25 protein-coding genes are annotated in these 25,955 nt (G+C 39.2%); 9 read left to right on the top strand and 16 right to left on the bottom strand.

Annotated elements, in window-relative coordinates:
- Positions 1–375: 375 nt before the first annotated feature.
- From ABE28_RS09555 to ABE28_RS09535, 4 genes are all read right to left on the bottom strand, one after another.
- The gene (locus ABE28_RS09555; RefSeq protein WP_064466292.1) at positions 376–1,773 is read right to left on the bottom strand and encodes a phosphatidylinositol-specific phospholipase C; all 1,398 of its coding nucleotides are present in this window, start codon (positions 1,771–1,773) and stop codon (positions 376–378) included.
- A gap of 471 nt (positions 1,774–2,244) precedes the next feature.
- Positions 2,245–2,814, bottom strand: a complete 570-nt coding sequence (locus ABE28_RS09550; protein WP_064466293.1) for a hypothetical protein — start codon at positions 2,812–2,814, stop codon at positions 2,245–2,247.
- A 552-nt stretch (positions 2,815–3,366) separates the two neighbouring features.
- A complete protein-coding gene (locus ABE28_RS09540) occupies positions 3,367–4,116 on the bottom strand; it encodes a TerC family protein (protein WP_064466295.1) in 750 nt (249 codons plus the stop codon).
- 238 nt (positions 4,117–4,354) lie between these two features.
- A complete protein-coding gene (locus ABE28_RS09535; RefSeq protein WP_064466296.1) occupies positions 4,355–5,113 on the bottom strand; it encodes a GH25 family lysozyme in 759 nt (252 codons plus the stop codon).
- A gap of 233 nt (positions 5,114–5,346) precedes the next feature.
- Here ABE28_RS09535 and ABE28_RS09530 point away from each other — a divergent pair, with 233 nt between their 5' ends.
- Together ABE28_RS09530 and ABE28_RS09525 are read left to right on the top strand one after the other, a co-directional pair.
- Entirely contained in the window at positions 5,347–5,808 is a 462-nt protein-coding gene (locus ABE28_RS09530; protein ID WP_064466297.1) for a general stress protein, read from the top strand.
- A 328-nt stretch (positions 5,809–6,136) separates the two neighbouring features.
- The gene (locus tag ABE28_RS09525; RefSeq protein ID WP_083232016.1) at positions 6,137–6,574 is read left to right on the top strand and encodes a DUF2383 domain-containing protein; all 438 of its coding nucleotides are present in this window, start codon (positions 6,137–6,139) and stop codon (positions 6,572–6,574) included.
- 149 nt (positions 6,575–6,723) lie between these two features.
- On the opposite strand, the gene ABE28_RS09520 is transcribed toward ABE28_RS09525, so the two are convergent.
- Together ABE28_RS09520 and ABE28_RS09515 are read right to left on the bottom strand one after the other, a co-directional pair.
- A complete protein-coding gene (locus ABE28_RS09520) occupies positions 6,724–7,107 on the bottom strand; it encodes a nuclear transport factor 2 family protein (protein WP_064466298.1) in 384 nt (127 codons plus the stop codon).
- Positions 7,108–7,149: 42 nt separating this feature from the next.
- Positions 7,150–7,629 carry an RrF2 family transcriptional regulator gene (locus ABE28_RS09515; protein WP_064466299.1) on the bottom strand — a complete coding sequence of 160 codons (480 nt, stop codon included), beginning with the start codon at positions 7,627–7,629 and terminating at the stop codon, positions 7,150–7,152.
- A gap of 403 nt (positions 7,630–8,032) precedes the next feature.
- On the opposite strand from ABE28_RS09515, the gene ABE28_RS25950 reads away from it, so the two are divergent.
- Entirely contained in the window at positions 8,033–8,953 is a 921-nt protein-coding gene (locus ABE28_RS25950; RefSeq protein WP_064466363.1) for a methyl-accepting chemotaxis protein, read from the top strand.
- A gap of 172 nt (positions 8,954–9,125) precedes the next feature.
- Here ABE28_RS25950 and ABE28_RS09505 read toward each other — a convergent pair whose 3' ends face one another.
- From ABE28_RS09505 to ABE28_RS09490, 4 genes are all read right to left on the bottom strand, one after another.
- Positions 9,126–9,569 (bottom strand): AEC family transporter, encoded by a 444-nt coding sequence (locus ABE28_RS09505; RefSeq protein WP_064466300.1) that lies wholly within the window; start codon positions 9,567–9,569, stop codon positions 9,126–9,128.
- A gap of 259 nt (positions 9,570–9,828) precedes the next feature.
- A complete protein-coding gene (locus tag ABE28_RS09500; RefSeq protein ID WP_064466301.1) occupies positions 9,829–10,164 on the bottom strand; it encodes an AzlD domain-containing protein in 336 nt (111 codons plus the stop codon).
- Positions 10,155–10,829 (bottom strand): AzlC family ABC transporter permease, encoded by a 675-nt coding sequence (locus ABE28_RS09495; protein ID WP_156775929.1) that lies wholly within the window; start codon positions 10,827–10,829, stop codon positions 10,155–10,157. Before ABE28_RS09495 ends, ABE28_RS09500 begins: the two co-directional genes overlap by 10 nt.
- A 482-nt stretch (positions 10,830–11,311) precedes the next feature.
- Positions 11,312–11,947 (bottom strand): GNAT family N-acetyltransferase, encoded by a 636-nt coding sequence (locus ABE28_RS09490; RefSeq protein WP_064466364.1) that lies wholly within the window; start codon positions 11,945–11,947, stop codon positions 11,312–11,314.
- 339 nt (positions 11,948–12,286) lie between these two features.
- Between ABE28_RS09490 and ABE28_RS09485 the strand changes: the two genes are divergently transcribed.
- Together ABE28_RS09485 and ABE28_RS09480 are read left to right on the top strand one after the other, a co-directional pair.
- Complete coding sequence (locus tag ABE28_RS09485) at positions 12,287–12,919, top strand: YczE/YyaS/YitT family protein (protein ID WP_064466303.1); 633 nt, start codon at positions 12,287–12,289, stop codon at positions 12,917–12,919.
- Positions 12,920–13,261: 342 nt separating this feature from the next.
- The gene (locus ABE28_RS09480; protein WP_064466304.1) at positions 13,262–14,371 is read left to right on the top strand and encodes a GerAB/ArcD/ProY family transporter; all 1,110 of its coding nucleotides are present in this window, start codon (positions 13,262–13,264) and stop codon (positions 14,369–14,371) included.
- A gap of 147 nt (positions 14,372–14,518) precedes the next feature.
- On the opposite strand, the gene ABE28_RS09475 is transcribed toward ABE28_RS09480, so the two are convergent.
- Together ABE28_RS09475 and ABE28_RS09470 are read right to left on the bottom strand one after the other, a co-directional pair.
- A complete protein-coding gene (locus tag ABE28_RS09475) occupies positions 14,519–14,866 on the bottom strand; it encodes a hypothetical protein (RefSeq protein WP_064466305.1) in 348 nt (115 codons plus the stop codon).
- 365 nt (positions 14,867–15,231) lie between these two features.
- The gene (locus ABE28_RS09470; protein WP_064466306.1) at positions 15,232–16,536 is read right to left on the bottom strand and encodes a helix-turn-helix domain-containing protein; all 1,305 of its coding nucleotides are present in this window, start codon (positions 16,534–16,536) and stop codon (positions 15,232–15,234) included.
- Positions 16,537–16,990: 454 nt separating this feature from the next.
- Between ABE28_RS09470 and ABE28_RS09465 the strand changes: the two genes are divergently transcribed.
- The 4 genes from ABE28_RS09465 to ABE28_RS09450 all read left to right on the top strand — a co-directional run bounded on the left by ABE28_RS09465 (position 16,991) and on the right by ABE28_RS09450 (position 21,934).
- Positions 16,991–18,535 carry an AbgT family transporter gene (locus ABE28_RS09465; RefSeq protein ID WP_218971334.1) on the top strand — a complete coding sequence of 515 codons (1,545 nt, stop codon included), beginning with the start codon at positions 16,991–16,993 and terminating at the stop codon, positions 18,533–18,535.
- 125 nt (positions 18,536–18,660) lie between these two features.
- Complete coding sequence (locus ABE28_RS09460) at positions 18,661–19,920, top strand: amidohydrolase (protein WP_064466307.1); 1,260 nt, start codon at positions 18,661–18,663, stop codon at positions 19,918–19,920.
- Between the two features lie 45 nt (positions 19,921–19,965).
- Positions 19,966–21,372, top strand: coding sequence for a M20 family metallopeptidase (locus ABE28_RS09455; RefSeq protein WP_064466308.1), 1,407 nt, complete (start codon positions 19,966–19,968; stop codon positions 21,370–21,372).
- 250 nt (positions 21,373–21,622) lie between these two features.
- Positions 21,623–21,934, top strand: coding sequence for a hypothetical protein (locus ABE28_RS09450; RefSeq protein ID WP_064466309.1), 312 nt, complete (start codon positions 21,623–21,625; stop codon positions 21,932–21,934).
- A gap of 170 nt (positions 21,935–22,104) precedes the next feature.
- Here ABE28_RS09450 and ABE28_RS09440 read toward each other — a convergent pair whose 3' ends face one another.
- The 4 genes from ABE28_RS09440 to ABE28_RS09425 all read right to left on the bottom strand — a co-directional run bounded on the left by ABE28_RS09440 (position 22,105) and on the right by ABE28_RS09425 (position 25,850).
- Positions 22,105–23,175: a HAMP domain-containing sensor histidine kinase gene (locus tag ABE28_RS09440; protein WP_064466311.1), complete on the bottom strand. Its 1,071-nt coding sequence runs from the start codon at positions 23,173–23,175 to the stop codon at positions 22,105–22,107.
- On the bottom strand, positions 23,172–23,858 hold the full coding sequence (locus ABE28_RS09435; protein ID WP_064466312.1) for a response regulator transcription factor: 687 nt from the start codon (positions 23,856–23,858) through the stop codon (positions 23,172–23,174). The genes ABE28_RS09440 and ABE28_RS09435 overlap by 4 nt, the downstream gene beginning before the upstream one ends.
- Positions 23,833–24,438, bottom strand: coding sequence for a class I SAM-dependent methyltransferase (locus ABE28_RS09430; RefSeq protein WP_064466313.1), 606 nt, complete (start codon positions 24,436–24,438; stop codon positions 23,833–23,835). The genes ABE28_RS09435 and ABE28_RS09430 overlap by 26 nt, the downstream gene beginning before the upstream one ends.
- Before the next feature lie 536 nt (positions 24,439–24,974).
- On the bottom strand, positions 24,975–25,850 hold the full coding sequence (locus ABE28_RS09425; RefSeq protein WP_083232015.1) for a R2-like ligand-binding oxidase: 876 nt from the start codon (positions 25,848–25,850) through the stop codon (positions 24,975–24,977).
- Between the last annotated feature and the right edge of the window lie 105 nt (positions 25,851–25,955).

Here is a 25,955-nt window from a genome sequence, read left to right as displayed (position 1 = left end):
CTCAATCTAAAGAAGTCGATCTCCTCTATGTTAAGGGATCGACTCAGTCAGGAGACAAACTCGATGAAAATCGAATCGGTCTACTATTTTTTAGGCGGTGTACAATTTGACCGTTGCCTCAAGGCAGGCGATCGGGGAGGCGCCTCTAGTGTTTATGTGTCTTCCAAACAAATATTTCCCTCAGGAGTCGTACACCCGTTTCATTCAACTATTCGTTATAACGTTTAGATAGTTTCCTTTATCCTAAAGTCTTTTTTATTTTGATGAGGCTGACAGGGCTTCTCTTTCACGCATGATTTTAGTTTGAACGTTTGACAGTCATATACATCTTCAACTTATATGTCAAAACCAGGTGAGAAATAATACAAAGGGTCGTTAATGGGTAATGGCGTATACTTTCACTGTGAAATCGTTGGTTGCGCCACTTGGGTTTGCAATATAATAATTGGAATTGACATATGCCTCAGTCCTGGATCCATTCGTGATGTTTTCCCAGCGAACCGTATCCTTCCCTAGGGAAACATCGGCCATGACATGGAAGGAAATAACAGAGGAATTATCTTTTTCGATGATCCATTTTAAGCCCTTTGTTCCTGTTGGCAAATCATGAATCTTAAAGTTTTGACTTGATCGATTTTTTTGTCCAGATAATGGCTTGGATTCAGATGAAATTTGCGAAATCAGTATTTCTTTTTCATTCGATTTAATGCCATTTAAGCTGATTATACTATCTATCAATCCTGGTCCAGGAAAATCAGCAGCAATGATACCAGAATGTTTAATGCCGCCACGCTGCAGTATCTCAGTCCCGAGTGTATTCATTCCTCCATAAAAAATTTGCCCATTTCCGCGGGGAAAATCCTCCCAATCATTTGTTGCATTTGATTGGATCAGCTTTGAATTACTACCAGTTTCCCTGCTATCTTTTCCGCTTGCAACAAACCAGGGGTAACAATTATTAATTAATGCTGTCACACCACCAGTGCCACTAAAATGGTTGAGATAGATGACACCATTTTTATAGTTGTTATCAGCATTAAGCAGATGGGTTTTCACCGCTTTCCATTTTTCATACATTCCGCTTGGTCCACTGCCAACTTCAAACTTATCTTGCGTATTCAAATATTCATAATTGATACCGTATTGTTTAGAGGCTGTAAAGTTCTGCAATAGGACAATTTTCCCTCGGATATCTCCTAGCTTTGGGTTATTTCTTTCTGAAAGTGTTACAGAATCCGGATCCCAGAAAAAGGAATAATTACTATTTTTATAACGTTTAAATATTTCTTCAAAAGATAGTGAACCACTTTCAGCATCATATTCTTCTTTTAGGCGCATTAAGATGGTTTCATCAGGATTATCTCTCAAAAATTGAATGGTATCTTCTAATACATCCTCAAACTTTGCTTTCTGATTTATCATTCCATGGTGCATCACAAAAGAATCATTCACACTTCTAACACGCATGTCTACATAGCGAATGCCCGCATTCAATTGCCGAGACAGGTCCATTGTTTGATTTCTTGTCAAGTTTTCATCAAGTAAACTAGCTCCATGCAGTGCCATTGAACCATGTGTACCTGGAATGGATACTTCGCTTATTCTTTTTGAATCTTCTAATTTTGACATCCACGTTGGATTTTGATAGCCTATATCGGATTCATAGGAATAACCTGGATGGCTCTCGGCAAACACGGCAGAAGTCATACTTAGACTTGCCCATGTAAAACAAATAAGGAGGCCACCTTTTATGATTTTTTTCATTTTCTTCATGATATCTCTCCTATTCTTACCATATACGATCATTCCACTCAAAAGACATTGGACTTTGCTGCTTAATAGGCTCGGCTTTAGAAAAAATTAAAGGAAAACATTCAAACAGAATCCTGTTTGGTTGTTTTCCTTTAAATGGTTTTGACGTCTCTAAGTTCTTTAAAGAACTCGGTGATTGATATTTCGTAACGGCCGCACAAGAAAATGGAATTTAATTCTCCAGATGCAACAAGGAATAATAAACATGTACAAACCAATAGAACAGGATCATAGATTGGTATCTATAAGATTTCAGAAGTCTCTTTGTCATGCTTCACGTACCTTATAAGGAATCTAAACGATTCATGCTTTATGTATTAAAAACAGAATTCATAATCTATTTGTCCTATGAACATTGTTTATCTGCAAAACTTAACAAAACCTCTTTGCGGCACTTAAACTCTCAATATGCAATATATAATCTTCGCACATTTACTCCTCATTAAAACTTAAACTAACTGCAGTGGCGATGGATTGTGCTGCATATTCCCATCTTCCATCAACAAGTGCTCCGAGCTCTTGTCCAAGTTTATTCAAATCAGCGGGATTGACAAGAATCCCATTATACGCAGCAACAATCGATAAAAGCGGAGCCATAACCGGTGTCCAGCCACCCCTATCAATATGAAATTCAAAACCGGTTACCTCTCCATCTTTCTTTGTGAATTTATAATAAAATTGATCATCAGGGCGAAGACTTAGATGATGGGAAATCTGCCCATAAACATCTTTCCCTGTAATACCTCGATCTACCACTTCTATTTCTTTTACATTAAACTCATGCTCAAATACTTTTATTTTTTTTACTTCAGGACCATTCAAGGCCGCATGGATGGCTGTTTCCAGATTATTCTGTCCAAGCGGTTGAACAGGGTTCGTTGCTTCCCTTTGCTGAATAGGAGCTTCTTTTTCAGCTGCATGCACTGGTGCAGATGGTAATGCACCTGTAGCTAGCGTTGCTGCAAGAAAGGTTGCCGTTACAATTTTACTTTTGATTTTCATTTTTTTATTCCTCCTTGTTAAGCTATGATATAAACCTTTTTTATCCTTACACGGAATATTTCCCACCTCGTTTACCGTGTAAATCCATATTTAAATCCCTTTTATTGGTTTACGTTACAGATATTAACATCAATATAATTGGGTGACAAGAGTAAAATGGAACGATTTCTGAAATATTTGACTTATTTCGACATAATTATAAGTTTTGTACCTAACAGTTGTCTTTGTGTATGAACATAGTGCGACAATATTTTTTCCATTCTAGTTCCTTTCATTTGTCTTAAGATTCTTCATGACTGCGCATACTTATTTCGTAAGTATTGTCATTTGATCCTAAATGGAAAACTCTTCAATCCAATTACGACGAATTTTCACGGCTTCATTCTTATAGTTAATCAAAGAAAACATATGATTTTTAATCAACAGAAATCTTTTCCATAAAAAAACACCTTCAATTGGTTGAAATATCAAACAATTGAGGTGCAGTGCAGTTAAATTTTGAATAAAGGCCATTTTCCCTACTTCAGTCATTTCTTTATAGACCAACTGCATTCAGTTTGCTTCATCATTTTTTTCCGTTTTACCTTTGGATAAAAACCAGCCACCTAAGGCGATAAGAAGCATGACCGACCAGAAGATGGTATTCCAAATCGGTCCTTCAACAAATTCGTGAGAAATGATGTGCACGGCTGGATGCGCGAGGGTATGCATGAGCAGCTTGACCCCGACCCATCCGACAAGTAACATGGCTGCAGTCTCAAGGTTTGGACGCTCAGTCAATACCTTAACGAAGTACCCTGCCGCAAAGCGAATTACAATCAAGCCCGCTATCGCTCCTAACAAGATAACGATGAATTTAGCTCCATCCATGCCTCCGATATTACCCATTGGCGTGTCCGGCAATGCCAGAACAAGAGCGACTGCCGCTAAAATCGAATCGACGGCAAAGGCGATATCGGCCAATGCTATTTGGGCAACCGTCATGCGATAGCTTTTCCCCTTTTTATCATTTTCCCCATGATCCTTTTTCAATAAATGTTTTAAAGAAATGAAAATCAAATACGCTGCTCCGACCGCTTGAACTTGCCAAACGTGGAAAAGGTACGAAATGATGAAGATTGCACCAATCCTGAATATAAAAGCTAGAAGCAATCCGATATTGATCGCTTTTTTTTGCTGCTCCTTCGGTAAATGCTTAGACATGATGGCTAAAACCAAGGCATTATCAGCAGACAATAAACCTTCTAAACATATTAAAATGATTAACACCCAGCCATACTCCAACAATAAGGTCAGTTCCATATTAGCCCCCTAAGTTATCCCTGCAAAAACCTATAAGAAAGCTTCCCCTGGCTTAAATCCATTTTAATCAAAGGATAAAAGTCATTCCGGCTTTTTCTTCATTACATATTGTCCCAATGAAGCCGATTTCTTATTCAAGCTCTCCTGCCACGATACTCGACAACTCTATAATATATTCCTAAATGCTTACTCTTAGTTCCTTTCACGAAAATGCATGGCCTTTAATATTGATGTGATTTCACTTAACAAATAATTTTTGACCGATATAAATTTTGTTTGGATCCTGAATCCCGTTAAGAACGACTAGTGAGGTTACGGTCGTTTTATATTTTTTTGCGATCATGCTAAGCGTATCTCCTCCCTTTACGGTATATAGGAAGGATGCTTCTTCCGCTATACTCGACTGAATGGGCGTCTTAATCTTTGAAAAATCGCGATAGGCAATATTTAAATCGACCTTCGTCCTGATACCATCCACATTTCCTGAATCAGAATGCTGCCAAATATCCGTGCTGCGTCCTAGTTTGCTGTTGTATCGGGCAATCCACAAGGGATACTTCGTCAATCTTGATTCATCCAACGCATTTTCCAGAAAGGATTTCCCCGTATAAAGCATGGCAGTGTGCCCAGCTTCCTCAACTGCTTCCAGAAAAGCTAAGGCTGCATCGGTTAGAGCATGTTTTCCTGCTGCTTTTTTATTTTCTTCAAGATCAAGCACAAGAGGATAGTTTAAAGCAAAAGAACTTACAGCAATTAAGAAATAGGCGGCCTCGGCCCTTGCTTCCGCTGCAGTGGAAAATTTGGCATAGTGATATGCCCCAACCTTCAATCCCGCCGCTAAAGCTTCGGGAGCATTTTCCTTAAAATAAGAAAGCTTGGAATATTTCGTCCCCTCTGTTGCTTTAATGAAGACAAACTGCACACCATCCTTTGCTACCCTCCCCCAATTTATTGAACCTTGCCAATGTGAGACATCGATGCCCTTGATATGTGTCATGTGTTCACGCTCCTCTTTTTTCGATGGTCTTGCTTGAAGCTATCAAACGCTTATCTATTTTAGGAGCTCACTTGACTATCCATACCCGTTTTCCCATCATCTAGACAAAAGGAGTTTGATACGCACCTCCTACGACCCTCCCTTTTATCTGTCATTTTACCGTAACGAATATATCTCATCCAAGCTTCATAAGATGATGTGAACAAAGGATGGAAATTAAAGGAGGACGTGTGATGAGTAAGCAAGTGGTTGGAATATATGAAAACGGTGAAGAAGCAGTAAAAGTGGTTGAAGAGCTTTTGATACAAGGGTATAAACGTGATGAAATATCCATTGTTGCGAAAGATCGCAAGGAAACAAAAGTGATTGAAAGAAAAACGGGTACGAAAGCAGAAGAAGGATTAGCCACTGGTGCTGCAACAGGGGGAGTTATTGGCGGAGCTGCGGGACTTCTTGCCGGAGCTGGAGCACTGGCCATTCCAGGAATCGGGCCGCTGCTTGCCGCTGGACCGATCGTTTCTGCGTTAGCTGGAGTGGCCGTCGGGGCAGGAACAGGCGGATTGGCTGGTACCCTGATAGGATTGGGTATTTCAGAAAAAGCGGCGGAAAGGTACGAAACCGGTATAAAGGCCGGTAAGGTTTTAATATTAGTGGATAATGATATTAAAGAAGGCCCCCCTACTTATAGGAGATGAAAATATTTTCAACAAAGCACGTTTAATGATTGAAGTGCAAATTTAACATATTGATGACTTCATGCTCAAGATTTTTTGCCCTTATTCAGGGCTTTTTTTTATACATAAATTTATTCCGTGTTGGATGCAGGTAGACCATCGTTACAGAAAGATTTGACCTGGGAGGCTTGATTACAGTCAGGGTTCACCTTATGAATCTTCAGAACTCACTCCAAAAAAATATGGTTATATAGTTAGAAGCAACCATCAAAAAAACATGCCTGAACTACAGAAATAATTAAGCCCGGGAATGGAATAATAAGATTATTATGTGAAGGAGAGTGATAAAGTGGAAAAACAAAACCAAACGATCGAGACGCTGAATACATTCTTGCAAGGAATATACATGGGCGTACATAGCTATGAACACTTTATAAAAAAACTGCAACATCCTACATTAAAAGATTCATTCATTTCCATTCAGAAAGATCAAAAAAACCATGCAGCCATCATTTCTGAGCGAATTCAACATCTAGGCGGAACACCTGTAACGAGTGAGGGAATGATAGGAAAGGTTGAAGGAGCAATCGGAAATTTATTCAAAAAGTATGATTCAGATCAGGAAATTATTAAACATGCCATCAAAGGTGAAAATATATATGGGATTCGGATGTCCGAGGACCTAGTTAGGGATAAGCTTGATGAAGAAAGTCTTGGTAAGGTCCAAAAAATTCTTGATAAAGACCGGGAACACGTGGATTTTTTAAAATCCCTTTTACATTCCTAGTTTGTTGAAGAGAGCTGATTCTAGCTCTCTCCAAGAACATATTACCTGTTCATGGGCATCATTTATGACCCGCTTCTTTTATTTATTATGTAAGCTACTGATTCATGTCAGTAGCTACATACATTATTGATGCATGAATGTCGTGATTGTCAATTTTTATAATTGGCAAACATGTTCGCGTTGTCAGGAACATTTTCTAAATAACTGATTTTACCATCATCATTCAATCGAGCAATATCTTTGCCAGTTTGCGTATATACCGTTCCCGATGACCGTTTGCCGCACACCGCCCATGGTGTTTCAAAAAGATCGGTTCCTTCTACTTTTTTCCATCCTTCAAACATATGTTTAAGATCACTATTTTCTTGGAATATCATCTTTACAAACAGCTTCCAATTTTCAATCCCCTTTTTTTCATGGCCATTTAGGATGAAGACGATATCGTCGGAAAATAATGATACTAATTCTTCCATCGCTTGTTCACTCGTTCTTGATTGATCAAATAAATCAAAATATTTCTCTAGATTTTTCATTTTAATAATCCCCTTCTCATGATGTAATATAATTCTTAACCTTTACAAAACCATTTTTTCGTTGACAACCTTTTTTAACATTTGCAAATTTTCTTTTGGACATTTCTTGTTTATTTCTTCATTTAGAGATGCAATGGTTTCACGTTTGAGAATGTTTTTCCACGATGTCTCCGCTTCTTCCATCAAATTTGACAGCAAGCAAATATCCTTTTCCTTCAATTTAAGCATGTCATGAAAAATGCCACTTGAGGAATAAAGGGACTGCTTCCCTTCCACTGCAAGGTAAACGTCATAAATACGTATATCTTCAGGACGTTTTTTTAATTTAAACCCTCCTTTTATACCGGGTACTGAGGTCAGCAGATCTGCACTAACTAATTTCCTTAATATTTTTTGGAAATAAGTTGCTGATCCCCCTAATTGCTGACTAATGACGTCTCCAGGCAATACTGCTTTTTCCGGTAGAAAATTAAGTAGTAACATGGCATAAACGGACTGCTCGACCCCTGTCTTCATATGCAATCAACATCAACTCCTCCACATTTTTGTAAAAAATCCAATTTGCGCTCCTGTATAAAGTGGATAAACATTATCCGCTTTATACAGATAATACATTATTATTTTAATAAAGTAAATCCGTTTTGTCCCTCTATTTGCTTTGCAAGGGAATGACTTCTCAACCTATCGTCTCGTTGAGGCATTGGCTGCATGAAAAAAAATTTCAAAGCCTGCAGAACATCTAAAATTGTTAATATTCCTTTTAATCAGTACGATAAACTAACGAAAGGTCACTTTTCGAATGGCAAAGGATATAGGGAGCTTTGTTTTACTTACGCCTACACACTCTTTTCAAGCACTAGCCCCCATTGCATTTCAATTGTTTGACAATGACACAAAACATACTTATAAAGGCAGGTTTCCGACCATGTTAAAAATGAAAAACCTCAAAAGTACACAACTTTTGGAAGAAAACGCTGTATTGGCCGCCATCGAAAGATCACTCTCCATGATTGAATTCGATAAACACGGGCAGGTGATTTGGGCCAATGAAAATTTTGCTGAAACGATGGGATACAGAGTGGATGAAATGCCAGGTCTCCATCATAAAATATTTTGCACAGAGGACTTTGTAACAAGTATCGCTTATGAACAATTTTGGAGAAACTTACGCAATGGAAAAAGCTTTCAGGAAAAAATAAAACGCATCACAAAATCCGGTAAGGAAATATGGTTGGAGGCTACCTATACGCCCGTCCTTGATCATAACGGAAAGGTTTCTGCCGTTGTCAAAATAGCTACGGATATTACAGAAAGAGAAACGAATGCGAGGGATGTGGCATTACGATTGCAGGGTATGTCAGAGGAACTGCATGAAAAAGCTGAACTTGGCATAATAAGAAGTCGGGATGCGTCCATTGCAACCAGTAAACTTGTGGCTGGATCAAAAGAGAATATGGAAATCCTCGAATCTCTTAAAACCCAAGCCCAATCGATTAGGAGCATTGTCAAGACGGTCCGTGAAATTGCCAACCAAACCAATCTACTGGCATTGAATGCTGCAATAGAGGCAGCTCGCGCCGGAGAACATGGAAGAGGGTTCAATGTAGTGGCAGGGGAAGTCAGAAAGCTTTCAAACCGGGTTCAAGACTCGATTCAGGAAGTCAATGCCCATGTAGAAGGCATTACAGCTGAAATTGCTAAAATCAGTAAAGTAACCGCGCAATCAGTAGAGGGGATTACAAATAACCAAACTTACAATGAACAGGTCGTAATGGCGTTTAAAGAAGTGGAAAACGCCTCCACCCAGCTTGATATGGAAGTTAAATCCTTTAAAGAGATATTCTGAACACATTTTTCAATATATGCCCCACTCCCAGTCAGAATATACTGGGAGCCCTTTCATTGTTCAAAAAGGCTTGCTTTCATTTGCTGTCTGGATGATAATGCCGCAAATTCAGCTTTCATATAAATCCTACCTATAGATAACGGAATGGATATCATGGAGAGGATTGTCGTCATTATCGTTGTAATTGCACCCAATTTTCGTTTGCACCATATTTGCTGAACAGAATGGAAGCTATAGTAAGAACAGGCATCATGGCTTGGATCAGCAAGGTTTGCGAAATGATTCTGTCCAAATTCATCATTTTTATTATCCCAAATACAACAAGGGGCAATGACACCAATTTAATGATGGTCGGAATGATGATTTTTCTTTTGGCAGTCAGGAGCTGCGACTTAGTTATGGACATGATCAACATCCCAATGTAAAACATCGCTAACGGTGATGCAAGTAAAGCCAACTGTTTGGCTAAGCTGACAAAAATATGGGGCGGATTATATCTTGCACATGCAAAGATCAACCCAAGAATACGTCTTAAAAATACTGGTCTTTTTTTTTGCTTTTGCCCACCACTTTTCAAGCTGAATTTCTTTAAGAAAACAATGGTATGAATACGCATTCAAAATGTTATGAAAAATACTTCTTTCTTATTACATCATCCTAGTTTTGAAATGAAACCAAGCTCCTGAATACGCATTACGTTCCATTCATTATCTTAATAGGACGTAAATATTCTGTCAATATTAAATATTTAAATAATTACACTTTTCCTTTCATCCTTATAAAAAATTATCATTCTCACTGCTGAACTGCCCATTCCAATCCAGAAAACTCCACCCTCCAAAAAACCGACTCCCTATGCAGGGAATCGGCTCCGATCAAACCCAGGTAAAAACCCAACGTAAAAACATGAAAAAAATGACCCCAGAGAGTACAGTTACTAATAAACTACGTGTTTTTATCGCAATTAAAAAAGTCGGAATGGCCGCTACTAGCTGAATATTATCGGTTAAAGAAGAAAGCTTCCCATCATGAACCAATATTTCCTGGCTTATCAATGCAGCCATGACCGATATGGGAACATAATTCAACCAACGCATCCCCCACTCTGGTAATTCAATACGACTAAGAACCATTAGTGGAACCACCCTTGGAATGAAAGTTACAATAGCCGCTCCTACAATGATCAAAAAAACATCCCATCTTATCTCCATTTTTCCACCACCATCCCTATTGTGGAGGCAATGATCGTAGCCACAATGATCCCCATACTGCTGGACAGGACGAAAGAGCTCGCTACAGCAATGACAACCGCAATGACTGCCACAGCTACATCTCTTTTAATTTTCCCTCTGCCTATTATGGACAGGACGAGAATGCCGATGAACATCGCTGGCAAGGCAAATTCAAGACCGAATTTTTCCGGATCTGAAATCCATTGGGCCAATAGAGCGCCTGCAATATTGGCAAGAAACCAATTTAAATAAGCCGTCACATTGAGTCCGTGCATCCAAGTTTCATTGATTTGGTTCTTTTTCGCTGTTTGGTTAATGGCGACACCAAATGTCTCATCCGTGAGCAGTGAACCTACAAGGATGTTCCTCAGTGGGGAAAGATGACGAAAATACGGGGATAGCGCCGCACTAAGTAAAAGGTGGCGCATATTGACAAATAATATGGTAATAATGATTGCTGTGGGGGAACTGCTTGCCGCTATCATTCCTGCCGCAATGAATTGAGCTGACCCAGCATATAGAATCAAACTCATCAGGGCAATCTCAGCTATGCTTAATCCTGCTGTCTTTTGAACAACTCCGGCAGCTAACCCGATACTTAAATAACCGAGTAACGTTGGGACACAATCTTTTACCCCTTTCATAAAGCCATCTTGATCGCGTGGTGATGCAGTTGTCTCCACATGGACGTCCTCTAAACTCACCTTATTCCCTCCTAATTCTACATTTTTCAACTCGAGTTATGTACATCAACTATCCGTATGAAAATTTTATCAGATTTCATTTTCTTTGTGACCACTTCTTTAAACTTTGGATATTGCCCTCGCAACAGCAAAATGAATAATTTTATGGGTAATTCATTATATTAGTAGTTAGTATAATACTAACTTATCCAACATTCAAACCTTTCCGAATCATCTACCTTCAATAAAAAATACGATTCTTCCCTATATAAATGGAAAGAATCGCGTTTTCATAAAAACCTTCATGATTATTCAAACATGCGTCCTCAGCAAATACGCTATGCCCACGAAATCATATTGTGTTAATTTCAATATATTCGTATTTGTTCAGATAGATTGAGAGCTAAGTGACAAATCTCTATACACTCGTTCAACACTCCAGACTAGCTTCTTTGCTGCTTCTGAAGAAGATTCTTCCGGACCTCAGGCCATTCTTTAGCGATAATTGAATAATACGCTGTGTCCCTTATGCCACCATCACTGGCTGGGATGTGTGCCCTGCGTACACCTTCAAAAGTGGCGCCAAGACGTTGTATGCCAGAACGGGAACGTTCGTTTCGAGCATCGGTCTTCAAGGTAACCCTGATCGTTTGCCACGATTCAAATGCATGGGCAAGCATCAATAGCTTGCACTCCGTGTTCACACCAGTCCGCTGGGCAGAGGCTGCATACCAAGTGCTGCCTATCTCAGCAACGCTCGGTGGGTTGTCATCGGTAGGTATGGCACCATTGGATGTTCCCTGTGGCAAATTAAACACTTCAAGGTCAAGAAATCTGGTCGTTCCGACAATTTTGCCCGTACCGTTGTGCCGGACAACGAAAGGCAGTACGCTCCCTTCCAAGTGGGCCTTCAAGGCACTTTCAATATATCGGCGGGTTTCATCCAGTCCGACTGGCACATTGGTATAGCCATAGGTGGACCTATCTTCCGAAGCTGCGGCGCAAAGGTCATGGACGTGTTCAACCGTCATCGGCTCTAGACAGACCAAATGGCCACGAAGTGTTACTGGCTTTAACATATTAGCACCGCCTTCATATTGTGTTCGTTCAAAATCCATATACCAGCACACCCCTTTCCACGGGAATGCACCAATTTGCATAATCTAAATTATTGAAAGGATGGATAAAAACTAAATTCCACTTTGATCTTGTGATTCCTTCTTTACTTCTCTCATTTTATTTTTTGCTTACGTATTCAAAATGAGTGTCTTTCTTTACCAAATACAAATAAATATAGATAAATTTCTGATTTTTGTAAATAATTTTTTTTTCGTTTAAATTGGTATCCATATATTATAAGATAATGATTATCGACAATCTTTGCTTGCCAATCCAAATTTTGAAGGAGGATAACCACGATGGCATTCCTGCGTTACTTTTTTTTATTTTCCGGCTTCATCCTCTTTGGTTTGGGCACAGCGCTGGCTATCCAGGTAAGTTATCTCGGCTTGCACCCATGGGATGTTTTGAATGTTGCATTGTATGCTAGACATGGTTTAACGATAGGAAGCTGGGGCATTATATGCGGTCTCATACTGGTTTCCATTTCTTTTGTGGTGGATCGAAGCTATATTAATATTGGCACATTTTTGAACGCTTTATTGATTGGCCCCATTATCGATTTTTTCTTGTGGGCTGATATCCTTCCCGAAGCCTCTCACGATTGGAAGGATTATATGATTTTGTTAGCTGGTATTGTCATAACCGGGGTTGGGGGAGGTTTATATGTAGCAGCAGGTATCGGAGCCGGTCCCAGAGATGGTTTCATGCTTTCACTCGCGGATAAGACACGTCTATCGGTTAGCCAGGCGCGTGTAATCGTGGAAAGCTTAGTGCTCTTGATCGGCTTCCTCTTGGGAGGTCCTATTTTTGTTATGACCTTTGTTTATACTTTTATCCAAAGCCCGGTATTTCAGTATTCTTTAGCTTTTTTTCGAAAGTTGCTTCATGTGGCGGCACGGAAAAACAAAGATTCCGGATTTGTTGCATAGAAAATGATGTACCACCATTTAATCAAATGCACCCTAATTGTTCACAAACAATTGGGGTATCATCCGTATACTTGAATCGTCGCTCTTTTGCGTTATTCTGAATTTGCCAACTTAGGATACGTCATTCATTTACGCGTAATGGTTCATCTTCATTCTGTTTTCCCATTTAAAATGATCATATCTTTCCCACGTTCATTCCCAGTTTTCCATCCACTCGATATTTGACGTATAGGTAACCTTCCTTCATACGATCATTCTGAATAAATTCCCATGGAAAAAGCCAGATTATATTAGCATGCATGTAACACGAAAAAATATTAATGAAATAAATGAGGGGCACACATGAACCAAGCTGGCGTTAATGAAAAGTTTAAGGTTTCACCTTTTTATGTATTTTTTTTAGTGCATTCCATGCAAACAGGGATAGGAGTGCTTAGTTTTCAAAGGGTGTTGGCGAAGTCGGCGGGAACGGATGGCTGGATCTCGATCCTGCTGGCCGGACTTATCGTCCATACATTCATTTGGATCATATACAAGATTTTCAGTATTGTCCCTGGTGATATCATTTCCGCTAGTAATCATGCATTTGGAAAATGGGCTGGGAACTTTTTCAGTCTGTTATTCATCCTTTACTGCTTTTTACTTGGAATGACAATTATAAACAGCTATATAAATGTCATACATGTCTGGATGTTCTCAGAGGTGCCTTCCTGGGCATTTGCATTTGTTTTCATGACCTTGATTTATTACATTATCACTGGAGGATTCCGTACCATAACCGGTATCGCCTTTTTAACGGTCGCAGTGTCCTACTGGCTTATTTTTGTTCCTTTCTATGGCTTAAAATACTCTGAATTCACTAACATCCTTCCCATTTTCGATCATACTTTATTGGAAATATTGAAAGGGACTAGAAGCACTTCATTATCCCTGATTGGTTTTGAGATGATCCTCATGTATTACCCATTCCTTAAAGATGCAGGAACATCACAAAAATTTGCCCATGGAGGAGCCTTGCTCTCAACCTTATTGGCCTTATTGATTTACATGGTTTCGATAGTCTTTTATTCAGAGAGGCAGTTGGAACTTACCCTTTGGCCGACGCTCACCATCACAAGTATTATTGAATTTCCTTTCATCCAACGGTTTGAATACATCATCATTTCTTGGTGGACCATCATCATCATACCCAACATGGTCATTCCGTTATGGAGTGCCAGCAGGGGTTTGAAACGAATGTTCGATATCCAGCAAAAGTATCCGCTATGGGTGATGTTTTCACTTATTCTCCTGGTCAATATTTTCTTTTTTGATATTGATTCCCTATATATATTGAATAAAATCATCAACCCTTACTGTGTGTCTTTTCTCATCATATACTTACCCCTTCTTTACATTTGCTTGCAAATTAAAAAGTCGAAGAAACGTTCGGGTAAAGTGAAGGTCCCCTGATTGAATGTTCACGGCAGCTTAAGATTCGATGCCCCTTTCACTCACTGGCATGCTTTCTTTAGCGAGTTCATTCATCCTAATCACGGGGACTTTCACCATTTCAACAAGCTTTTTTGGGGGATAATCCAACTCCAGCCAAATCGAAGATCATGGTAGATTGGACATATGTTTCAGCTTATCTTGATCGAATACATGAATCCAAGGGAGATCCGAATGATCACCATTATTGCCAGGCATGATTATACGGCTATCCAATAGGTCATAAATGCAATCATTTATTAAACGAATATCTTCTTCTGATATATTTCTATTATAGGCTGCCGCAGATCTGCCTAAATCCTCGGTTACACCGGTTATCAATCCTCGCTGTTTTAAAGAACTACCGATCACTTCTCTAATGGCACCTAAACTAGTCAAAGGGAATACACTCAAATGTCGAACGATCATTTTTAAGATATCCTCTTTAGATAAATCGATTTCATTATGATGCTGCATTCCAACAACCCCCTTTTGACAAAATATTCTCCATACAAAAGGTCTTTACCTTCTTTATCCAAAAAGAAAGATAGCAACAGATTAAAAAATGCAGTATTTAAATGAGTGGTTAACATCCAAATCAATGCCCTCGGGAACCTGATTCATTGAGGTAATGTTTTTTGTCGGATGTGTTGTGATCAGTGCAATAGTCAAGGTTTGAGGATGATGTGGTGAGTGTTCTTATAAAGTACGGTCGAACATAAAAATTGAGGTTAGCCCCTAACACGATAATTAAGGGGCTAAAGCTTTCCTTGACGGAGATGTTTTCTCGATACTTTCATTGTAAACCTATTTCTGTTAGGACGATTCAGAACGACGAGGTATCATTTCTTTAACATATAAATTTTACGAGGTCTGCCTCGGGGAGATTGGAGCTCCTCTCCTTTGTACTCCACTAAGCCGCATTCGTTTAAACCACTCATAATTCTCTGAGCATTACGTACGGTCATCGATAGATGCGAAGCCAAGTCTGAAGAAGTGAAACCATCCCAATTCATCCGATCGATCAATGCTTCTATCTTTTTGAACGTTTTCACGCTTATATTAGCTTGATTTAATTTATCCAGCAGCTCTTTATCATCGGAACGGAAGGTATAAGCCAATTGTTCTTCTTGACCTGCGGATTCAATGATTACACCATCTTCCTGGATAACGACAATGCCGGAGCTTTCTTGCTTTTTCGAATGACGAATCGCCTTCCGTGCATTGATTTCTGCAGATGCCGCCGTCTCACCAAAACCAATTCCAACTGCAACAGAGACATCCATCTCTAATGATAACTGCTGAACAGTACTGCGCAAGCTGCCGATTTCACGCTCTATCTCCTTACGCGAACTAAATATTTGATAACGGCCGTTTCCATTTTCAATGAGGGAACCATCCAGTTTTTCGCAAAATGAAAGCAATGTTTGTTTGATTTTCAACTCTAAATGCTGCAGATGGTAACGAATATTAACCTCATCCACAAATTGATCAAACTGATCGATTTCAATTATCTCTACACCAATTTGACTATCCTTGAAATATGTACTTTTTGCCTTTTCAATCAATATCTTGACCGCTTGCCGAATTTCCATCTTTGTCATATTTATTTTATAGACAGAAACATTCTCCTGCTTCAATGCATCATAGACGGATTGAAGCACGGTAAGGACACCTTGTACCTCCCCTTTCCTCCACAAATCAAGGTGAAATTCAACAATGTCTTGAAAATTATATTTTTCATCAAATGTTTTCACATGAATATGTTCGGTCGATATCCCTAGCTCTTGCAGCGACTCCTGTAAAAAAAAATCCTCAAAACGAATCATGTCAATCGATATCTTATCGAAGAAATGTTGTTGATCCCTGGACATTTGTAAAAAACATCTATATAAACTGGATCCGACTGGAGGGCAATATGTAAAATTCGCTTCTGAATCCAACATTTCCTTTGCAATCCTATAGGGGACCGGCCCTGAGAAAAACCAACCATTTACTGCATTTTGATGTTTTTTAATAATGTCCGTAACCTCTCGTGCATCTTCATATGGAAAATCAACGAAATCTATTTCGTGCTCGAATTCATCAGTAACATCTCGAACTTTCTTTATTGACGAAAGCGGACCTACAACACCAATTTTATACACCTTCGTTCCCCCCCTCGAACTTCTTCCTTGATTAATTATATCAAAATAACCAATTAACCCCAACATGAGAATTATTATCGCTTCCGTCACCATTAACGAAATAAAAAAGCGATTATATCGAATGAAGGATGTCTATTATCCTAGCTAACTTCCCAAAATGGCCGTAATCATGGATTCTCAGTGTTTTATTTGTTCAGAATGAATATGTAGCAAAAAAAAATGAATATTTTTCTGAAAATTTTATTGAAATAGAATATTCTTGATTATATAATACATTTAACGAAAATAGCGCTAAACATTCGTTAAATAGAAAACAACAATTGGGAAAGGCAAGCAAATACAAATTGGTGAAAGCCAAATTTAGCTTTTCATCGGTGTAGTGAAAGAAATTCATAAAAGCAATGCTGCAAAAATGCACAAACTAAAACGAAAGAAGGTTTAGGAGGAGAATGTAATGGAACAAAAAGTAATGAAAGATACCAATATTCAGCAAAAGCATAATAGGGGTGGGTTTTTCAATCAAGTAGAGCGAATAGGCAACAAAATTCCCCACCCCTTCATTTTATTTATTTATATGATTGCTTTTCTATTTATCGTGACCGCCCTATTATCCATTTTTCATGTTTCGGCCTCTGATCCAATCAGCGGAGAAAAAGTTGAAGTTCAAAACCTGTTAAGCCGCGAAGGTATTCAATGGATTTTGCCGAATATGATTAAAAACTTTTCCGGCTTTTTGCCGCTCGGTTCCATTTTAGCTCTTATGCTTGGTGTCGGATTGGCAGAAAAGGTTGGATTGCTTGAAGTTTTGATTCGAAAAATGTCATTAAAGGTTTCAGGAAAATACGCTAGTTATTTAGTCGTTTTCGTCGCTTTTTTTAGTCATGTTTCTTCCGATGCTGCACTTGTGATCATGCCCCCTCTTGGAGCTTTGATTTTCCTTGCAGTCGGCCGCCACCCTGTTGCTGGATTGCTCGCTGCGATAGCCGGGGTTGGATCAGGTTTCACGGCTAATCTTTTGATCGTGACAACAGATGTCCTGCTTTCAGGGATCAGCTCGGAAGTGGCTAATGGAATGAAAGCAAATTTGACGGTTAACGTTACGGATAACTGGTTCTTTATGGCGACTTCCGTTCTCGTTCTTACCGTAGTCATTGCCTTGATCACGGATAAATTTGTCGAGCCCCGCTTAGGAAAATATGAAGGCGGCGGTCAACACAAAAAACTGGAGCAATTGACGAAGCAACAAAACAAAGCACTCCTCGCGACAGGTATTTCAGCATTGGTTTTCATAGCTGTTATGGTCGTTCTAGTCGTCCCTGAAGGAGCACTATTACGAAATCCAGAAACAGGGGCGATCCTTCCCTCGCCATTCATGTCTGGAATTGTTGCAATCATCCTACTTTTCTTTTTTACAGTCTCCATTACCTATGGTGTAAAAGTGGGCGCAATTAAGAAACAAAATGATATTCCTGAATTATTGGTCGATCCAATAAAAGGAATGGCCGGATTCATCATCATGGTTTTTCCTCTTTCCCAATTTGTCGCATGTTTTAACTGGAGTAATATGGGTAAATTTTTGGCTTTATCAATCACGGATCTCTTGGAACAACTAAATATAGAAGGTGCGCCGGTCCTTATTGGTTTGATGTTCCTATCTGGACTTCTATCCATGTTCATCGCCAGCGGCTCTGCGATTTGGTCGATATTGGCACCGGTCTTTGTCCCAATGTTCATGGTATTGGGCTATCATCCCGCCTTTGCTCAAATGTTGTTTAGGGTAGCGGATTCTTCTGTCCTGCCATTGGCACCTGTATCACCATTTGTCCCACTATTCTTAAGTTTCTTACAAGAGTATAAGAAAGATGCCAAACTAGGCACTTATTATTCTCTTATCTTACCGTACCCGATTATCATCTTTATCATTTGGACGCTATTGGTAGTCGTTTGGTATTTCCTCGGCCTCCCTATAGGACCTGGAGTATATCCGAAATTGCCTTAATTTTTAAAAAACTAACTCGTTGTGAATAACCCCTCCTTTTCCTCTAGCGACTGGGTTATTTAAATACGACTTTTATAAACTTGACCTAATTGGACTTCCCAAAAATGAATTAGGAGTGAAACGAATTGAATATCATTGATTTAAGACGTGACCTTCATCAACATCCAGAGATTGGCTTTACAGAATTCAGAACTGCTTCAAAGGTGGTAGAGGCACTAACTTCCTTGAATTATCATGTGATATTTGGAAAAGATGCTTTAGATGGAGATTCTCGCCGCGGAGTACCTCCTGCAGAAGTATTACAAGAAGCATATAATCGTGCCCTCCAAGATGGCGCCAATCCAGAATTCCTCCAAGAAATGGAGGGTGGATATACTGCTGTCATCGGTATATTAGAAGGAAAAACGGATGGACCCACTGTAGCTTTCCGGTTTGATATGGATGCATTGCCCGTAACCGAAAGCAGTGATCCCGATCACTTTCCCCATACAAACGGTTTTCGATCTAAATATGAAGGAAATATGCATGCCTGTGCACACGATGGACATACAGTAATTGGCTTAGGACTTGCTGAAAAACTCGCTGATCGAAACTTCGCTGGGACGGTCAAGCTAATTTTTCAGCCAGCTGAAGAAGGTGTACGTGGTGCCTATTCAATCGTGAAAAAAGGAATGTTGGATGATATCGATCATTTATTTTGCCTCCACCTAGGCACCGATGTCCCTCTAGGTGAATTTCATGGCGGGTCTTCCGGCTTTTTGGCAAGCACGAAAATGGCTGCCCATTTTCATGGGGTAGCTTCTCATGCAGGCGCTTCACCTGAAAAAGGAAAAAATGCATTATTGGGGGCAGCCACTGCATTATTGAATATTCACGCCATACCTAGGTTCAGTTCAGGATCCACACGTATAAACGTAGGTGTTCTAACTGGCGGGACTGCCGCAAATATCATCCCGGCTCACGCAAAAATGATCATCGAAACCCGTTCCATTGCCGAAGAAACAAATGAAGAATTGGAAAAACGTGTACGAAATATCGTGGCTCATAGCGCTGCAATGCATGAGCTTGATCACGAGATTGAAATTATCGGACAAGCCATCACGATTCGCTGTGATCAAGAACTTGTCGATCTAGCCATGGAAGAAGCCAGACAGGTAGATGGCTTTTCAACAATTAAAGCATGCAGGGAATCCGGTTCTGCCGGAAGCGAGGATGCAAGCTTCATGATTCGAAGAGTACAGGATAATGGCGGCAAAGGCACATATATGATTATCGGGACCGATATTCCTGCACCTCATCACCACCCTAAATTCGATATCCAGGAAGAGGTTCTACCACGTAGCGTTGAACTTTTGAATCTTATCGCAAGAAGAATTTTAGGATAATTCGGCATTTACCGTTTACTATTTCCAGAAAGGAATGTTGGCGTAATGAAACATATAAATAGACTATCTGAAATCATTGAACAAAAAAAGGAAACATTCATTGACGTTAGTGACCGAATATGGAATTTTGCAGAAACCCGTTTTGAAGAATACCAATCGGCTGAATTACTATGCACGACTTTAGAAAACGAAGGTTTTACCGTTGAAAGAGGTGTCGGAAACATAGAAACTGCATTTATAGGCAGCTTTGGTAGCGGTAAACCTGTTGTGGCGATCATGGGAGAATTCGATGCGCTGTCAGGGATGAGCCAAAAAAAGGCGACAGCTAGGCAAGAACCTATCTTACAAGGTGAAAATGGCCATGGATGTGGCCACAATTTACTTGGTACCGGATCTTTAGCTGCTGCTGTCGCCGTGAAGGAATTTATGGAAGAGAATTCCATTGAAGGAACGGTCCGTTATTATGGCTGTCCTGGAGAAGAAGGCGGTTCTGGAAAAGCATTCATGGTCAGAGAAGGTTTATTCGAAGATGTCGATTTTGCCTTTTGCTGGCATCCTTTGGATGTTAACGGAATTATGACCATGGACTCCCTATCAAATTTCCAAGTATACTTCAAATTCAAAGGAAAAAGCTCACATGCGGCAGCTTCCCCACATTTGGGTCGAAGTGCATTGGATGCCGTAGAGCTCATGAATGTTGGCGTGAACTATCTAAGAGAGCATATTATCCAAGAAGCCAGAGTTCATTATGCCATAACGAATTCAGGTGGAGTATCTCCAAATGTCGTCCAGCAAGATGCAGAGGTTCTTTATTTAGTTCGAGCTCCAGAAGTTGCGCAAGTACAGGATATTTACTTAAGAGTTTGTAATATTGCTAGAGGAGCGGCGCTCATGACAGGAACCGAAGTGGAAATCGTATTCGATAAGGCCTGCTCGAATGTCATTCCGAATAATGTGTTGGAATCGGTCATGTATAAGAATTTTCAAGAATTAGGCATCCCTCAACACGACGACAGCGAAAAGAGCCTTGCAAGCTCAGTGCGTGCCACGTTATCGGAGCAAGAGAGGAATAGTACCATCAATCCGTTCAAAAATGACCAAGATGAGGCGATGGCGAATTGGTTAGAACCGTTCGAAAGCCCCCAAGCTCCATTGACGGGTTCTTCAGATGTAGGAGATGTTAGCTGGATCGTGCCTACCGCACAATGCACAACGGCTTGTTTTGTTCTCGGGTCCCCTTTGCATAGCTGGCAGTGGGTTACACTCGGATCAACCTCCATCGCCCATAAAGGCATGCTTCATGCCGGTAAGGTTATCGCCGCAACTGCAGTGGAAGTATTGGAGAATCCTGAATTGATCGACCAGGCAAAGTCTGAGCTAAAAGAACGATTGCAAGGGAAGGTCTATGTCTCCCCTATTCCGGAAGATGTAAGGCCATCCGTAAAAAGATGATGAACGAAAGGATGTTCAATTTCATAGTACTTTCAAAAAGTCGATTCCTGTATGTCAGGAGTCGGCTTTTTCGGATTTGCTAGGACGATTCTTCGTCACCCGCTTTTCTTCATTTTATTTCTCTAATATCGGCTTGCCTTCACATTCAGGAAGCCTCCGGTGATTTTCTAAGGGACTTTTCACTATTATTGTCCCAACTCTTGAAAATTATGGTATAATGGACCTGCATAAAAATAAAGGAAGTGTAGAAATGACTAATTCACAAAAAATAAAAGAAGTTTTAGTTCAACTAAAAACTGAAGTTCAAACAATCGATTCTGATGCTTCATGGGGAAAAGCCATTGAAAAACACGATTTGATTTTAATTGGAGAGAATTTCAATAAAATTGACAGCATAGAATTTTGTCATAGCTTGAAAGAAATACATAATATCGATATCTCCTATGGAGATTTACTTCAAATCATTCCCACCTTATGCGATTCCCTTAATATGAAAAATGAACCCGCGTTTTTTGGTGAAGATACTAGCAAATTAGCTGGTTACTATATTGAATTATTTTAAAAACATCCGCCGTTTGCCGCAATTGAAATTGCAAAGTATAATGCCTCTTACACGATTTTCCCGATCCCCTTCACTCACCCTCCTTTCCACGAGATTCTCGTATACTTCAGCATCCCTGAAAGTGGGAACCAAAAATGATGGCTTATGAAGCGGATAAGCTTCATAAGCCATCATTTTTGTATAGGGAGTTCCACGATAAAACTAATCCAATTGTCATTATACTCCGCACGAATATCCCCCTCATGAAGATGGACGATCCTTTTTGAAATGGCGAGCCCAAGACCTGTTCCCCTATTCCCAGTCCTTTCCTCATCATCAATGAATAAGCGATCAAACAATTTATTTGCATCGTCTACAGGGGGAGCGGCGATTTGGTTTGATACGATCAAAACCGCTTTTGAATCATCTGAAATCAAAACTATTCGAAAAGGAGATGGTTTCAAGCTGTATTTAATGGCATTCATAATGAGATTTTCATAAACACGAACCATTTTTTCAACATCTATTAAAACAGGTATGTCTTCTTCCGTTATAGATTCCTCGATAGTCAATTGCTTTTCTTCCAGCAGCGGAATATACTCTCCGAACATTTGCCTTATTAACCACGCCAAATCGACAATCCTAAGGTTCAGCCTAACATCGGGACTCGATAAACGGGTATATTCAAAAAGTTCATTTATTAAGTTTTTGAGCCTTTGTGATTTTCCATAAATGGTATCAACATAACCCTGAAATTGTTCTTTGTTTGCATATTGACCTTTTCTTAACAATTCCAAATACCCAATGATGGAAGTTAACGGTGTACGCAAATCATGAGACACATTTGTTATCAGCTCATTCTTTGAACTTTCTAAACGTCTTTCATTTTCAAATTTACTTTTCAACTCTTCTGACATGGAATTGATATTCATGGCAAGTTGTGCTATTTCATCCCCTCCTTGAACCGCAATCGTCAAGCCGAGATCTCCATTGGCGATTTGTTCAATATTTTCAGTGATATGCTTTAAATAAATCAGTTTTTTTCGCACCAGAAATAATGAGCTTGCGATGAACGTTAGGATACCTAAAGAAATCAACATCAAATTATATTTTTTCAAATTGATTTCGGTTGGGTGATCCAGGTATAAAGGTAAAGTAAAATAACTTATGAGCATCATCATACCTAATGCTAAAAGGAAGCTAATCGCTATAACGACATAAAATTTTATGACCAGCTTATCATTAATTTTTATATTTTTCATATTTTATAACCGACTCCCCAAACCGTTTTAATATAAATGGGGTGTTTGGAATCTTCTTCAATCTTGTCCCTAATTTTGGTGATATGAACCATTACATTATTGTCAGATTTAAAAAAGCCCTCCTTCCAGACAGCTTCATAAATTTTACTGACACTCAATACAATCCCTTTGTTGCGAGCTAGCAATTCAAGTATATCGAATTCCTTTGGCGTTAATCTTACCTCCTTATCCCCGACCATGGTTTGCCGGGTATCAGTATTGATGGTCAAATCGCCAATTACAATGATATGTTTGCCCTGATTGGCATCTGGGTTGTATTTTTTATATCTTCTAAGCTGTGACTTCACTCTTGCTATTAACTCCAAGGCGTTAAACGGTTTGGTGAGATAATCATCAGCACCCATTGCAAGCCCCTGGATTTTATCCATATCTTCTGATTTTGCAGAAAGCATAAGTATCGGCATACTCCGTTCTTGCCTGATTTTCATGCATACTTCCATTCCATCCATTTTTGGCATCATTATATCTAAGATAATGAGATCAAAATTGATGGCATCCAATAATTCCAAAGCTTCAAAACCATCCTCCGCCTGCTTTGTTTGAAAACCTTCATTTTCCAAAAAAACGGATATGAGATTTCTGATTTCTTTATCATCATCAACAATTAAAATTTCGGACTCCATAAAAACCCTCCACATGTTGGCCTTGGATCGTACAGTTAAAAACATATGCTGGCGGCAAATTACGATATTCTTTTTTTATATCTATTTTGTTAAAGAACTTTTCAATGAAAGCCTTTTTATATTTAGTGTATTGGAAGGTAATGAATTGTCCATCCTTTTTTAAAATTTTGGTGGTATTCGATAGAATTTCACTAGAAATTTTTTTGGGTAAACTTGCAAAAGGCAGCCCGGAAATCACATAATCCACATAAGGGATATTGAACTTTTTTATGTACTGTTCAATATTCAGAGCAGATCCATATACAATGAATAAATTGCTTTCTTCTTTGAATTTTTCTTTTAATGCCAGATAAAATTCCTTATTATTTTCCACTAATAAAATAACTGTTCGATCATTTCTTTTTTTCACCAATTTTTCTGTAAATATACCTGTTCCCGGTCCATATTCAACAATATATTTCGCTTCGTTGAAATCAATTCCTTCTATCATTTTATCTCCAAGAAATCCGGAACTTGGAAGGACTGCGCCAACCGTTTTTGGATTTTTCATAAATTGAAATAAGAAAGAGGACTGCTTCATATACCTTCACCCCATCTGTTTGAATTTATCTTTTACTTTACAATCCAAACCTGAAGAAATGGTGGCGTAATTTCTTAAGAATTATTAAGTTTTGATTAAACACTTAAAACAGTTTGCCCCCCTACTATTAGACCATTCTCGCTCACATCCCTTCAAGAAATGACCAAACATAACGGAGGTGAAGCGGACGTGCCAGTCCTTTACAAAAGGATTTCCTAAGCATCTCATTCAATCAAGGTTGGGAAATCAATAAAATGGCACGAACCCTTTATTCCGGATTCATGCCCTCAATGGATGAACTAAAGTGGACTTTATTGAATTCACTGGTCGTACAAAACTTATGGACCGTACTTCCCACTATCGTTGAATCCATATATTATCTCATTTGCCCATTATGATTCATTGCATGAAACAAATATGATCTATGTAATCATGAATGCTATTGTCGGGATTACGGTGAAATAATGTATGTTCATTACTTTAAGAAGATATATAACTAAAAAGCATTTTTTATGCTCTTAGTTATATATCATTTGTCAGTTCGCTCCTGTAGATCGATAAATCTCTTCGATTTTCTGTCCCTTCGCCCGTGCAAGGATTTCAATTCTTACCATCAGCTGTTTCTCAGAGTATTTCCTGATTTCAGACTTGTATTGCTTTAATTTTTCCCCATCACCGATCACTCCCTCGGCATTTAAGGAAATGGATAGAGGGGCCAATTCTTCGAGCTTCTTAACCACCCGATCAAAAAGATGGGGATGCTCACAAATCAAGCGCTGAAGTAAAAATGTCCCGTAAGCGATATGTCTTGATTCATCTTTCTTCAAGTGATCGATACCCTCTATAAGTCCTGGCATTTTACCGATCGTTTTCAGACCATCGTAAAATGATTTATATCCAGTTTCAGCCAGTACTCCTTCTACAAACATATTATACACCGTAGCTGCGTCAGCTATTGCCTCGGGGGTTTGTTCATGCCAAAGACGCTCCATTGTTTCTGGGAGAATATCATAAAATATTTTACGATAGCTATTGGAATGCAAGTGCGAAAGATCTCCTTTTTCACCAATGGCATTCAAAACCAGCCGAAAGAATTCAGTATGTTTGGCTTCATCACATAAAAAGGTAGTAAGGAACATCTCTTCCTCCAGCCTGCCTTCTTCCGCAACCACCCGAAGCAATGGAAGTAAATCAAGAGTAACCGCCTCTTCCCCTCCCTGGAATTGAGCGAGGAGTCTTAACATCCAATTCTTTTCTTTAACTGATAACGTTTTCCAGTCTTCTTGATCTTGTGAAAAATTAATATGCTGAGGATTCCAAATTCCATATTTTTTTGCTTTTTGATACAGCTGGAACGGAAATGAATCTTCCATCAAACCTTTCGAGCTCGTCGTCAACAGTTTCTTTCTCACGTATATTCCTCCTTATGATCATGTATCATTTTATGCAAAGGGGAAAACATCCGTTTGGACAATGAATGTTTGCGGTGAAAAAATAACAAACAAGCAAATGGTTTG

The sequence above is a fragment of the Peribacillus muralis genome, from assembly GCF_001645685.2.
GTDB lineage: Bacteria > Bacillota > Bacilli > Bacillales > DSM-1321 > Peribacillus > Peribacillus muralis_A.
This window is presented reverse-complemented; position numbering and strand designations above follow the sequence as displayed.